A 13,122-nucleotide genomic window follows, 5' to 3' on the forward strand; every position below is an offset into this window, starting at 1 on the left:
CTTTGGCTCGAATCTAATTGAATAGATTCTTTATCAAACCATCGACTGCTTCTTTGGTTTTTTCGTCTTTGATCTTGTCCGTTAGCTTCTCTACACCACGGTCAATTTCTTTCTGAGCTTTCTGTTTCAAAACATCATCAAATACGAGCTTGAATTTAGGATCCGCCCACTTACCAGACACATTGATCGGAATAGTAATGTCTTTCAACTCATCTATATCTTTGCCGCCTTGGCCTTCTAGGCTACCTACGACTGATGTGCTGATAGTAAAGTTAACAGTTTCATTGATGTAGTTTGCGGTGCCTTTACCACGAACACGGAGCAATGGAGACTGAGCTTGCATATTATCCGTTGATACGACACCTTTATTGAGCTTCAATGTCGCCGTCATCGCACTAAAATCTGTTTTCTTAACTTCATTGGTGCCTTCGACTTTTTGCCCTTTAAATTTCGCGTAGTTTTCACGAATCAATTGAGCAACGTTGATGCCATTTACCGCACCGTCAGCAAAATTGATAACAACCGTACCAGAAAGATTCTTCTTGATACCGGTAGGCGTGAGACTCTTACCGGTAACATTCACATCAATGTTACCCGTCCCTTCAAGCTTGTCGTTATCAGCGACATCAATAAGTAGCGGTTGAACTTTCACGCCTTTGATTGACTTTTTCACACTGTAAGTCGCTGGTGATTGGCGTGCATCTAACTTCGCTGTCGCTGAGATTGTGCCTTGGTACAGCTTCGAACTAAATGAAGTAAGCTCAAATACGCCACGATTTACAGTGAAGCTCGTTTTTACCGCTTCCATCTTCGCATTTGCCGCTTTGAATTTGTCGATGGTAATGTCACCCTTTACATCTAACGTTTTCAACGCAGACAAATCAGGCTCAACCTCAGACCCAGCTGGAGCACTCTCGCCACCAGAAGCAGGCTTATTACCTTCGGAATCTTGCTGATCTAATCCTAAGAATTCATCAAGATCGATATTTGTGCTGTGGAGAGCAAATCGTACTTTAGGAATATCGCCAAGTGTCACATCTGCCTTACCATCTAAGGCGATAGCATTCGCTGTTAACTTCTCTAGGACAAAACTCAGGTGGTTTTTCGTTAGGTCGAAAGACAGATCAGACACCATGTCGACTTTCATCGGTGACTGAGGTAAAGCATCCCCCTCAAAAGTCGATTTAAGAGTTAACTTATCCAACTGCACTTTGCTGATAGCCTTGTCCACGCTAAGTTGACCAGCACCCTGCATATCTAACTTCATACCACCAGCGTCGCCTTTCATGGCATAAGTCAGGTTATTTACTTTATCGAATTCAAACGTATCTAAACCGATCGTTGCCGATTCAATCTTATTGGCAGGGTCAGAGTATGTCGCATCAAAGTTGATGTTCTTTAGCGCGTAGTTTGCCAAACCTTTTTCTAGCTTAAAGTCGGCCTGACCTTTCGCTGTGAACTTTTGGTCATTCATTTCGCCCTTCACGCCAAAATCAGCCGTTGTCCAGTTGTCAAAAGCGAATTCGGAAAGGTTTAATGAGATATCATAAAGTTTGGTGTAACTACCGGCTTGCTTATCCTGCATTTCTAATGAGCCATTAGAAACCGTAACACCAGCAAGATTAATGCTCCAATCAGAGCCAGAAGGCTGCGTTTCACCATTTTGCGTAGGCGCAGTATCGCTCGCTTGCTCTGCTTGTTGTGTTTGGGCTTTCGTCAATGCATCAATATTCTTGCTGCCATCTTTCTTGGTTTCGATATAGAACTCAGCCCCATCAAGCGTGACGTTTCCAATTTCAAGCTGTTGACTAAAAAGTGGTATGACAGAGATATCTACACCAACGGTATCAACTTTGAATAAATTGGGTTTACTAAAGCCTTGTGGGTTTCGCAATTCTGTATGTCCCAACTCAAAGCCGATCGATGGGAAAAATTGCCAACTGATATCTCCTTCAATCACTAGTTCTAAACCGGTTTGCTTTTGCGCTTGCTCAACAATAAGGGGCTTAAACTGGTTAGGATTGACGAAGATGGTTAACGCTAAAATTGCGACCAAAATGACCACAATCGGTATTGCTAGAATTAAGAGCAGTTTCTTCATTTGTTTTTCCTTGCTCGAGTGTTTTTACAATTATAAGCGCAGACTCCATTTACCGCTGACAGTTCCACAAAAGCGTGAAAAATGTCTGGTTTTAACCTGCAACTGACTAATTTAAAAACAAAAAAAGAAGTGGCACTTAAGGTGCCACTTCTTCTCTTAAAAATAAAGCGATATAGCCGTCTAAAGGCTTAAGCTTTCAAAAGTCTTGCAATGTGAGCTTTTAATACATCGATTGCGATACGGTTTTTACCACCGCGAGGAACAATAATGTCCGCATATTGCTTAGAAGGTTCGATAAACTGCATGAACATCGGACGTACTGTTTGTTGATACTGCTTGAGAACAGATTCCATAGTTCGGCCTCGTTCTTCCACGTCACGCTTAACACGACGAAGCAAGCAAATATCTAACGGTGTATCCATAAATACTGTCGCGTGCATCAAATCACGAAGACGAGGGTCAGTAAGAAGAAGGATGCCTTCTAGAATGATCACCTTTTTAGGCGTCATTGTAGTCGTGTTACTTGTTCTTGTGTGTTCAGTGTAGCTGTACTCAGGTACTTCTACTGCTTCACCACGTACCAATTTTTCAAGGTGCTCACACAGTAGGTCGTGGTCCAACGCACTCGGGTGATCGTAGTTCGTCTTTACTCGCTCTTCCATGCTTAGGTGGCTTTGGTCGTTGTAGTAGCAATCTTCCGTGATGACACCGATTTGATGATCGCCTACTTTCGCGCGAAGCTCATTATAAATAGTGCTCGCGATCAGACTTTTTCCAGAAGCAGAAGCGCCAGCAATACCTACGATGACGCATTGATTATTATCAGACATTAGTTTGCACCCGATGATGATTTCTAGTCACATAAAAAGATAAACTGCCTGATTATAGGGAGTTCACCCCATAGTTACTAGTTGGAATTAGGGTTTAGTCATAAGTTTCTGCCTGCTCAGAGGATTAACCTCCGAGCAAACGTTAAAATGTGCAATTATCAACCAACAGGCATAGTAAACTTAGTTCACCATTGTAAAGCTAATCGCATCTGGTTTTGCTTTACCTTGCCAAAACATCGTGCTACATACGCGATCGGCAAGTTGCTTATAATACCCTGCATGCTCACTTTCTGGGCGTCTTGCTACCGTTGGCACTCCAGCGTCAATATCTTCTCGCATAGAGATATGAAGCGGAATTTGTCCTAGCAGTGCTAAGCCAAATTCTTGCGACATTTTTTCAGCTCCGCCCATACCAAAAATATGCTCTTTCGCGCCACATTGACTACAAATGTGATAACTCATGTTTTCCACAACACCAATGACCGGGACATGGACTTTGTTAAACATTGCCGCACCCTTCCTTGCATCGGCAAGGGCTAAATCTTGCGGTGTTGTGACTAGCACGCTACCTGTCACCGGAATCTGTTGTGACAACGTCAACTGTATATCACCCGTGCCTGGCGGCATATCAATCACCAAATAATCTAAATCGGGCCAGTCTGTTTCCGTTAATAACTGCGACAACGCTTTTGAAGCCATTGGACCGCGCCATATTGCCGCTTCTGATTTGTCCACTAAATAGCCGATAGAGTGAGTATAGATGCCGTGAGCGAAAATGGGCTCCATCCACTTACCATCACGAACTTCTGGTTTTGCATCTTCTTGCCCTAACATCATAGGGACGGAAGGTCCGTAGATATCCGCATCCAACAATCCCACTTTCGCCCCAGATTGAGCAATCGCCAATGCTATGTTAACCGCAGTCGTTGACTTACCGACCCCACCTTTCGCAGAACTAACGGCAATGATGTTCTTAACACCTTTAACCGGATTGGCCACTTGAGTTTCTAATGCTTTAACTCCAAGGCGAATATTGAATGGGAATTCAGCCACTTTATCTGCGGTTTGTTGCTGTTTAATCCAGTCATGCAATATGGTTTGAAGCTCATTACTTGCGAATGGCAACGTTATCTCAACAGAACCTTGTGCCGTAATCGAAATTGCGCCATGAATATCTGCCCAATTTTCCACCAACTGTGGATGCTGGAATTGGTTAAACCAGTGACAAAAATCTTGTTTTGAAGTGAACTGATGCATAAGTCCTCCTTTTAGATGCCATGCTAACACCGTCCTCCCTCAACCAGAACCCCAAAAAAACTAAGGCATTCCGCAGTTTGACACCTTGGAGTTAGTGAGTTCATGGGGTAGTATTATCCATCAAAATTTATTTATACCTATCAAGAAAAGCGAATATTAAGTATGGCAAACGATCCAAGAAACTTTCCGTCAAGGAAAATGCTGGTAACTTGTGCCCTTCCGTACGCTAACGGTTCGATCCACCTTGGTCATATGCTTGAGCATATCCAAGCGGACATTTGGGTTCGTTACCAACGCCTACGCGGCAACACTGTAAACTTCATCTGTGCTGACGATGCTCATGGCACGCCAATCATGCTTAAAGCGCAACAGATGGGTATTACTCCTGAAGAAATGATTGCCGCAGTTAGCGAAGAGCACCAGAAAGACTTTGCTGGCTTTGATATCAGCTTTGATAACTACCACAGCACACACTCAGATGAGAACCGTGAGCTAGCGTCACACATTTATCTTGAGCTGAAGAAAAACGGCTTTATCTCTAGCCGCACAATTTCTCAGTTGTTCGACCCAGAAAAAGAGATGTTCCTACCGGACCGTTTCGTAAAAGGTACGTGTCCAAAATGTAAGTCAGAAGACCAGTACGGTGACAACTGTGACAACTGTGGTGAGACTTACAGCCCAACAGAACTGATCAATCCTAAATCTGCGGTTTCTGGTGCGACGCCAGTAATGAAAGATTCTGAGCACTTCTTCTTCGACCTGCCTCAGTTTGAAAGCATGCTAAAAGAGTGGACTCGCTCTGGCTCGCTACAAGCTGAAACCGCGAACAAGATGCAAGAGTGGTTTGAATCAGGTCTACAACAATGGGATATCTCACGTGACGCGCCATACTTCGGCTTCGAGATCCCAGGTGAGAAGAACAAATTCTTCTACGTATGGCTAGACGCACCTATCGGCTACATGGGCTCTTTCAAAAACCTATGTGACAAGCGCGACGACCTAGATTTCGACGAGTACTGGAAGAAAGACAGCTCAGCAGAACTGTACCACTTCATCGGTAAAGACATCGTTTACTTCCACAGCCTATTTTGGCCAGCAATGCTAGAAGGTTCTGGCTTCCGCAAGCCTAACAACGTATTCGTACACGGTTACGTAACCGTAAACGGCGCGAAAATGTCGAAGTCTAAAGGTACTTTCGTAAAAGCAAGCACTTACCTAGAGCACCTAGACCCTGAGTGTCTACGTTACTACTACGCGGCGAAGCTAAACAGCCGTATCGACGATCTAGATCTTAACCTTGAAGACTTCACTCAGCGCGTAAACGCTGACGTTGTTAACAAGATCGTTAACCTGGCATCTCGTAACGCAGGTTTCATCGCAAAACGTTTTGAAGGCAAACTGTCTGACAACTTTGCAGAGCCTGAGCTTTACAACGAATTTGTTGCTGCGGCTGACCGTATCGCTGAGCTTTACGAAACACGTGAATTTGGTCGTGCAATCCGTGAAATCACTGCACTGGCAGACAAAGCTAACCAATACGTTGATGAAAAAGCACCGTGGGTTGTAGCAAAAGAAGAAGGCAAAGATCAGGAGCTACAAGACATCTGTTCTGTCGGTATCAACCTGTTCCGTGTACTGATGACTTACCTGAAACCAGTGATGCCTGCACTTGCTGCACGTACTGAAGCATTCCTAAACCAAGAGCTGACTTGGGAAAACATCGCTGCGCCACTAACAGGCCACGAGATCACTAAGTTCAAAGCACTGTTCAACCGTATCGATCCGAAGAATGTTGAAGCGATGATCGAAGCATCTAAAGAAGATGCGGCGGCAGAAATGGCGGCGAAAGAGAAAGCAGAAGCGGAAAAGAACAAGGCTAGCCAAACTGAGCTAGACAAAGAGCCAATCGCTGAAGAGATTGAGTTCGACGCTTTTGCAGCAGTAGATATGCGTATCGCTCGTATCATCTCTTGTGAAGAAGTGCCAAAAGCAAACAAACTGCTTAAGTTCCAACTGGACATCGGCGGTGAAACTCGTCAAGTGTTCTCTGGCATCAAGTCAGCGTACAAACCTGAAGAGCTAGAAGGCAAACTAACGGTAATGGTAGCAAACCTAAAACCTCGTAAGATGAAGTTTGGTATGTCAGAAGGCATGATCCTAGCAGCGGGCCCTGGTGGCAGCGACTTATGGATTCTTGAGCCACACGAAGGCGCTCAACCTGGCATGCGCGTAATGTAAGTTGTAGCTTTACGATCAAATTTAAAAAGTCCTCGCCAGTTCAGCGGGGACTTTTTTTGACTGAATTCACACTTTTGGGGAGTTTGCGCACCAAACTTGTACAGCACCTTTCCCATCATAAGTCTAACTTACTGTTTTAATGGAAGTTAATTAGTGGCATCAAAACTGCAATCTTCCTTGTTAGGTCCAAACACTAACAAGGAGTGGGTTATGTTTGTTTTGATTTCCACACTATTGTCCATCGCTATTTTAGCCGGAATATATCACTTATCTTCTAAACGAGAGCAGCAACATGCGCGCAAATATCAGCTGTTAACATTGTTGCGAGATGTTGTTCACCTGCTGAGACGCCATCGAGCTGCGACGCACTACTCACTTCAATTTCAACAAAATAACGAACAAGAATTAGAAGTCCTTCATAACGATCTCACCAACAAACTGCATCTTTTGGTCGAAACCTCACGCTTTGAAAATAAACCCATGTATCGCGTGCTGCAGATCAAAGTAGGAAAACTGCTTGAACAATGGAACGATCACAGTGTTGCAAGGAACCAGATGGAGCATGGTAAGTTAATTCGTCATTGCTTGTTCTTGATGGATGAAGTCACGATTGCTTGGTTAGCGGTAGAACAACGAGATGATCTACATAATGAGTACCACATGAACTGGCAAAACATCATGGATAGCTTAGAAACCCTGACTCAATTGAGAATTAGCATTCAAGACTTGGGAGAGCAAGGGGGAAATGAGCGTTTCAAAAATTACGCATCGGTTATGACACGTAAGCTAAATCAATTAGCAGTTATCGCTCCGCTTAGTATCGTTTCTCCTGCTTCCACACGCTCAATACAGACATTAAATAACTATGTGACAGGAAGTCATGTCGATTTAACAGAAGCAGAGCTTTATGGAGTCACATCAGACTTATCGTTGACCATCTTCAATACTTACGACCACGTCCTTTCAGACATCGTTGAAGCATTGTATCTACCGTTGCCCAAACTCTCTGTAGCAAGATAAGCTCTATACAATGCCGTGCCAATTGTCACAACAGGAACGTAACTGGTATCTATAGGTAAAAACAAAAAAACCGCAGACCTTAGGTTCTGCGGTTTTTCATTCATCTAACTTCTCAGCGCTTAGCTGTCATCTTCTGTGAAGTTCGTTGGTAATTGCTTTTTCATCTCGTTCCAGATTAGCGCGCTTTCCATACCATAGTGACGAATCACAACTGGCAGTTGTTCACGCTGACCACTTTCACAAGTTTCTAGCAACTGATGGTAAAACTTCAGCGCTAGCTCACGAGAAGCTGGGTTTGAGAAGTAATAGCTACCAACGCGATCATAGAGCTTCTTCAAGCCATTAAAAATCAAACCGTAAATCTGATTCCCTGAATGGAATGCTAGGCGTTGGAACAACATGTAGTCGTAAAAGTTGAACGTTTTAGCAATCAAGATTTCTTGACGCTTCGCTTCATCTTTCTCGTTGTCTTCTTTCACGTTCTGTAAGACTTTCTCAGCATAAGGTGAAGAAGCGATGAAATCGTCCCAAGAAGCAGCATTCATTAAAGCTTCACAAGATTCAATTACATTCTTGATCGTGCGCTCAGAGTTATCTTTATTTGCTTTAAATGCATAACGCATAAAGATAGGGCTGATGTTGGTACGTGCTGCAAGCAAATCTTCTACAATGTTTGTTGCGTTATCTACGTCCAATGTCATCAACGTATCCAAAATATGCAGACCAGAGGTCTCCATAAATTGGTTTACCTTCGTTGGTTTACCGTGTTGGATTGTTAACCAACCATCACGGGCTAGTCGTTGAAGAACCTCTCGTAAAGTCGTTCGAGTAACACCAATTAGCTCAGACAGCTCGCGTTCAGCAGGTAAAATAGAGCCAGGAGGAAAACGGCCGTTCCAAATGCTCTCGATAATATATTTTTCTGCGAATCCCGCAGGGCTTTTCGCCTTTATGACCATTCTACTTTTTATCCAATATTGATTTCTGAGGGTCGATACTACTCATCATACCACTACTTAACGGTTTGAGAAAATTTACGATCAATAATTGAAACGATTCCACAATATAGAGTTAATACTCTATATGTTATGTCAATCTAGGACGGTCTGACGTGCGAGTGAAAGCGGTAAAACCTGAATTTTCGTTTAATTAAACAGCTCACAAATTGCGGAGAAATAAAGACTACTGCGTCACAATTTTATATTCAAAATATGAAAAATTACTTTGTATATCACAGTTAATATTCTTTCTTAATTTGCCTTTTCTCGTCACTGACCGTCATTTAAAATCCAAGAGGATTTTTTTGAGCCTTTCATGATATAGTAACGCCGTTTTGATCGCGTTATTACATTTAAAAAGTCATTTTAGTCGGTAGCATCACGTTTTGTTATTGACTAATAAATGCCTGAGTGTAGAGTTTGCGGTCGAAAGTGAGCGGTGCTTGAGTTCAGGGGAAGTAACTTGGCAAGACTGCAATAAACAAAGGATTGTTGTTTTACTAAGTTATTGTTTTAAAAGACTAGTTAATAAGTCTAACAAACAGATACTTAAGCACTATTGTAGTGTCTATTCATAATTTTGTTATAAAGAGAATTATCATGCCGATATCGCTCGGAAACGCTTTTATCAAGAACTTTCTTGGTAAAGCGCCTGATTGGTACAAAGTTGCCATTATAGCCTTCTTAATAATTAACCCGATTGTATTCTTCCTAATAAACCCATTTGTTGCTGGGTGGTTGCTGGTTGCTGAATTTATTTTCACGCTTGCAATGGCATTAAAATGCTACCCATTACAACCTGGTGGTTTACTTGCTATTGAAGCCATCGCTATCGGCATGACTAGCCCTGCGCAAGTTAAGCACGAGTTGGTGGCAAATATTGAAGTATTACTGCTTCTGGTATTTATGGTTGCGGGCATCTACTTCATGAAGCATTTATTGCTGTTCATTTTTACCAAAATTTTACTTGGTATTCGCTCCAAAACCCTTCTATCACTTGCGTTTTGCTTTGCCGCTGCATTTTTATCTGCGTTTTTGGATGCTTTGACGGTTATCGCCGTTGTTATCAGTGTGGCGATCGGTTTCTACTCTATCTACCACAAAGTGGCGTCAGGTAACCCGATTGGTGACCATGACCACACACAAGATGACACGATCACTGAGCTAACGCGTGATGACTTAGAAAATTACCGCGCCTTTTTACGCTCATTGTTGATGCACGCTGGTGTAGGTACTGCGCTAGGTGGCGTAACCACTATGGTAGGTGAACCTCAAAACTTAATTATTGCAGACCAAGCGGGTTGGTTATTTGGTGAATTCCTAATCCGTATGTCTCCAGTGACGCTACCCGTATTTTTCTGCGGTCTCATCACTTGTGCTCTAGTCGAAAAGCTTAAAGTGTTTGGCTACGGTGCAAAACTTCCTAACAACGTTCGTCAAATCCTCGTTGACTTTGACAATGAAGAACGCAAAACGCGTACCAATCAAGACGTTGCAAAGCTATGGGTTCAAGGGCTTATTGCCGTTTGGTTGATCGTGGCATTAGCCTTGCACTTGGCGGCGGTAGGCTTAATTGGTCTTTCAGTGATCATCTTAGCGACGGCTTTCACTGGCGTCATTGAAGAGCATTCCATGGGTAAAGCGTTTGAAGAGGCTCTGCCTTTCACTGCACTACTTGCGGTATTTTTCTCGATCGTTGCGGTAATCATCGACCAAGAGTTGTTTAAACCAGTTATCGACGCAGTGCTTGCCGTTGAAGATAAAGGCACTCAGTTAGCTCTGTTCTATGTCGCGAATGGCTTACTATCAATGGTGTCGGATAACGTATTCGTCGGTACGGTTTACATCAATGAAGTAAAAACAGCACTCATTGAAGGTCTCATTACTCGCGAGCAGTTCGACTTACTGGCAGTTGCTATCAACACTGGTACTAACCTACCATCTGTTGCTACGCCAAACGGTCAAGCGGCATTCCTATTCCTACTCACCTCGGCTCTCGCTCCATTAATTCGTCTGTCTTACGGTCGAATGGTTATCATGGCGCTGCCTTACACCATCGTTCTTGCGATTGTCGGGCTAATGGGCATTATGTTCTTCCTAGAGCCTGCAACGGCTTCTTTCTACGATGCAGGCTGGATTTTACCTCATAGTGGTGATCTGACTCCCGTAGTCTCCGGCGGTCACTAAAATTTGAGTTGATTAGGAAACTTATCCACGTTAAAAAGCTCTGAGTATTCAGAGCTTTTTCTATTTCAGACAGGAACAAAAACGTGACTATTTTAAATTCACTTAACCAGTTTTCGAAGGGACGCTTATCGTGGCTGCTGCTTCTGCTATTCGTCGTTTTCTTTGAAGCATGTGCCCTCTATTTTCAGCACGTCATGATGCTTGCTCCATGTGTCATGTGTATCTACGAACGAGTCGCGATGATGGGAGTGGGTGTCGCTGCAATCGTTGGTCTTATGGCACCAAATAACCCAGTTTTCCGTTGGCTAGGTTTGATTGGCTGGGGATTAAGCTCTTACAAAGGACTGTTGCTTGCTCAGCAGCACGTTGATTATCAGTTTAACCCATCACCATTCGCGACTTGTGATTTATTCGTAACATTCCCTAGCTGGGCTCCGCTTAATCAGTGGGTTCCTTGGATGTTCGAAGCATACGGCGATTGCTCGAAGATTGTTTGGCAATTCCTCGATTTATCAATGCCACAATGGTTAGTAGTTATTTTCGCGGGCAATTTAATCGCTTTAGCATTAATTGTGATCGCACAATTCTTCCCAGCAAGACGCACTAATCCGATTCGTTAATCCTTCAGAGAAATGATAACGAAAAAAGCCGACCAGATGGTCGGCTTTTTACTGAGTAAACATCGCGGCTATTTAACTTAACCACGTTAACTCAACCACGTGATTGACCACAACACTGCTTGAACTTTTTGCCGCTCTCACAAGGACAAGGATCATTGCGCCCGATACCTTTGAATGGGTTTAGGCTTTGAGCCTTATTGCCTACCATCAACTCATCCGCTCCTAACGCCACTTCACCAACCATCAAATCAAGCTGGTCGACCAAGTCTGCAAGAGCTGGAGGCGTTTCAATACCGGCGTCGCGCATCTGTTGCTGCGTTGCCGACTCATCGATAGCCAGCATCAAAGTGGTCAGTAATGCTTGTAGCATACGTTGCAATCCATCATTGAGCTCAACGTCTTGCCATTGTTCTTCAATCATTGGCCAAACAGACATAAAGCCTTCGGCAAAATCAGCAAGTTGTTCAGGTTCTTTGCCTGTTAGCTTTAGCACGGAATATTCGTTTCGTTGAATTCGGTTGTGCTGCTTGTGAATTTGCTCTTCTACTGCCGGTTGAATCGCTTTGAATCCTTCACCTAATAGCGGCTCTAACCACTTTTCAGGAGCGAGTGGTTTTGTCGTCAGATTAGCAGCGAGCACTGCGCCTTCGATAAATAGGCAAGATTCATCGATGTGAATTTCGCCTTTCTCAATCAATGTGTATTGCATGACATCTGGTTTCCCATAAATTTGGCGGCATTATACCTCAGAGCATAAAAGCACGTAACCGGGAGTTGCGAGTTTGACTGTATTGAGTGCTTTGAGTCTTTTAATGACAAACTTAGCTTACATCGCTACAATCGCCCTCCTTTTTATCACCAAACTGTATTAGGCAAACTATGCGAGTTGTACTAGGCCCAATGGAAGGCGTTTTAGACCATTTGATGCGCCAAATCCTGACCGAGATAAACGACTATGACCTATGTGTTACGGAATTTGTTCGAGTCATCGACCAGTTATTGCCCGATCATGTATTTCACCGTTTATGCCCGGAGCTGTTGCAAGGTTCTCAAACCGCATCAGGTGTGCCAGTACATGTGCAATTGTTAGGACAAGAACCAAACTGGATGGCTGAGAACGCAATTAAAGCGGCAAGCCTTGGCGCTAGAGGCATCGATATAAATTTTGGTTGCCCAGCCAAAATGGTCAATAAAAGTAAGGGTGGTGCTGCTCTACTTCAGCATCCTGAGCTAATTCACCGTGTGGTTAAAGCTTGTCGAGAAGCTGTTCCAGAGGCTATTCCTGTGACCGCAAAAATTCGTCTTGGCTGGGAAAACCCTGAAGATTGCTTTGAAATTGTTGATGCCATTCAATCTGCTGGTGCAAATGAACTCACCGTTCACGCTCGGACTAAGCAGGGTGGTTACAAAGCGTCTGAGATAAAATGGGATTACATCAACCAAATTCGCGAACGTTTTGATATTCCGCTTATTGCGAATGGCGAAATTTGGAATTATGAAGATGGTCAACGTTGCATTGAAACGACTGGCGTTGACTCTTTGATGGTGTGCCGCGGCGCTTTCAATATCCCTAACTTGGGCAACATGGTAAAACACAACCACCAGCCAATGTCATGGCCCGAGGTGGTTGAGCTACTGATCTACTACTCCAAGTTTGAGATGAAAGGCGACAAAGGCTTGTACTATCCAAACCGTGTAAAACAATGGTTCTCTTACTTACGTCAGGCCTATCCTGAAGCAAAAGATCTATTCAGAGAAATCCGAACGTTTAACAAAGCCGCGCCGATTGTTGAGCATATTCAACGTTATCGTGATGAGTTAAATTCTCAGGTTGCATAAAATCTGAGCATTGCAAAGGGCGAACTGCTCGC

General features: G+C 43.6%; 10 protein-coding genes. 5 read left to right on the top strand and 5 right to left on the bottom strand.

Going from position 1 to position 13,122, the window contains the following annotated elements; all coding sequences use genetic code 11:
- Window positions 1–13: 13 nt before the first annotated feature.
- The 3 genes from ACWPOD_RS15290 to apbC all read right to left on the bottom strand — a co-directional run bounded on the left by ACWPOD_RS15290 (window position 14) and on the right by apbC (window position 4,188).
- Window positions 14–2,101 carry an AsmA family protein gene (locus ACWPOD_RS15290; protein ID WP_456232032.1) on the bottom strand — a complete coding sequence of 696 codons (2,088 nt, stop codon included), beginning with the start codon at window positions 2,099–2,101 and terminating at the stop codon, window positions 14–16.
- Between the two features lie 188 nt (window positions 2,102–2,289).
- Window positions 2,290–2,931: a uridine kinase gene (udk, locus tag ACWPOD_RS15295; RefSeq protein WP_005396962.1), complete on the bottom strand. Its 642-nt coding sequence runs from the start codon at window positions 2,929–2,931 to the stop codon at window positions 2,290–2,292.
- Between the two features lie 180 nt (window positions 2,932–3,111).
- Window positions 3,112–4,188, bottom strand: coding sequence for an iron-sulfur cluster carrier protein ApbC (apbC, locus tag ACWPOD_RS15300; RefSeq protein ID WP_167426375.1), 1,077 nt, complete (start codon window positions 4,186–4,188; stop codon window positions 3,112–3,114).
- 162 nt (window positions 4,189–4,350) lie between these two features.
- On the opposite strand from apbC, the gene metG reads away from it, so the two are divergent.
- Both metG and ACWPOD_RS15310 read left to right on the top strand, forming a co-directional pair.
- Window positions 4,351–6,426 (top strand): methionine--tRNA ligase, encoded by a 2,076-nt coding sequence (gene metG, locus ACWPOD_RS15305; RefSeq protein WP_046874415.1) that lies wholly within the window; start codon window positions 4,351–4,353, stop codon window positions 6,424–6,426.
- A gap of 210 nt (window positions 6,427–6,636) precedes the next feature.
- Window positions 6,637–7,446 (top strand): hypothetical protein, encoded by an 810-nt coding sequence (locus tag ACWPOD_RS15310; protein WP_046874414.1) that lies wholly within the window; start codon window positions 6,637–6,639, stop codon window positions 7,444–7,446.
- A gap of 119 nt (window positions 7,447–7,565) precedes the next feature.
- Here the strand turns inward: ACWPOD_RS15310 and fadR are convergent, their stop codons facing one another.
- Complete coding sequence (gene fadR / locus ACWPOD_RS15315; protein ID WP_456232033.1) at window positions 7,566–8,405, bottom strand: fatty acid metabolism transcriptional regulator FadR; 840 nt, start codon at window positions 8,403–8,405, stop codon at window positions 7,566–7,568.
- A gap of 639 nt (window positions 8,406–9,044) precedes the next feature.
- Between fadR and nhaB the strand changes: the two genes are divergently transcribed.
- Both nhaB and dsbB read left to right on the top strand, forming a co-directional pair.
- Entirely contained in the window at window positions 9,045–10,631 is a 1,587-nt protein-coding gene (nhaB, locus tag ACWPOD_RS15320; RefSeq protein WP_005396952.1) for a Na(+)/H(+) antiporter NhaB, read from the top strand.
- An 83-nt stretch (window positions 10,632–10,714) separates the two neighbouring features.
- A complete protein-coding gene (gene dsbB, locus ACWPOD_RS15325) occupies window positions 10,715–11,251 on the top strand; it encodes a disulfide bond formation protein DsbB (protein WP_005396949.1) in 537 nt (178 codons plus the stop codon).
- A gap of 91 nt (window positions 11,252–11,342) precedes the next feature.
- Here the strand turns inward: dsbB and ACWPOD_RS15330 are convergent, their stop codons facing one another.
- Window positions 11,343–11,960, bottom strand: a complete 618-nt coding sequence (locus ACWPOD_RS15330) for a YecA family protein (RefSeq protein ID WP_167426374.1) — start codon at window positions 11,958–11,960, stop codon at window positions 11,343–11,345.
- Between the two features lie 170 nt (window positions 11,961–12,130).
- Between ACWPOD_RS15330 and dusC the strand changes: the two genes are divergently transcribed.
- On the top strand, window positions 12,131–13,090 hold the full coding sequence (dusC, locus tag ACWPOD_RS15335) for a tRNA dihydrouridine(16) synthase DusC (RefSeq protein ID WP_006742820.1): 960 nt from the start codon (window positions 12,131–12,133) through the stop codon (window positions 13,088–13,090).
- The last annotated feature ends 32 nt before the right edge of the window (window positions 13,091–13,122 follow it).

The organism is Vibrio sp. JZG120 (genome assembly GCF_053890955.1).

Excerpts from the sequence above, each read along its gene's own strand:
- nhaB (WP_005396952.1), top strand. The coding sequence starts at position 9,045 with ATGCCGATATCGCTCGGAAACGCTTTTATCAAGAACTTTCTTGGTAAA.
- apbC (WP_167426375.1), bottom strand. The coding sequence starts at position 4,188 with ATGCATCAGTTCACTTCAAAACAAGATTTTTGTCACTGGTTTAACCAA.
- fadR (WP_456232033.1), bottom strand. The coding sequence starts at position 8,405 with ATGGTCATAAAGGCGAAAAGCCCTGCGGGATTCGCAGAAAAATATATT.
- udk (WP_005396962.1), bottom strand. The coding sequence starts at position 2,931 with ATGTCTGATAATAATCAATGCGTCATCGTAGGTATTGCTGGCGCTTCT.
- ACWPOD_RS15310 (WP_046874414.1), top strand. The coding sequence starts at position 6,637 with ATGTTTGTTTTGATTTCCACACTATTGTCCATCGCTATTTTAGCCGGA.
- dusC (WP_006742820.1), top strand. The coding sequence starts at position 12,131 with ATGCGAGTTGTACTAGGCCCAATGGAAGGCGTTTTAGACCATTTGATG.
- metG (WP_046874415.1), top strand. The coding sequence starts at position 4,351 with ATGGCAAACGATCCAAGAAACTTTCCGTCAAGGAAAATGCTGGTAACT.
- ACWPOD_RS15330 (WP_167426374.1), bottom strand. The coding sequence starts at position 11,960 with ATGCAATACACATTGATTGAGAAAGGCGAAATTCACATCGATGAATCT.
- ACWPOD_RS15290 (WP_456232032.1), bottom strand. The coding sequence starts at position 2,101 with ATGAAGAAACTGCTCTTAATTCTAGCAATACCGATTGTGGTCATTTTG.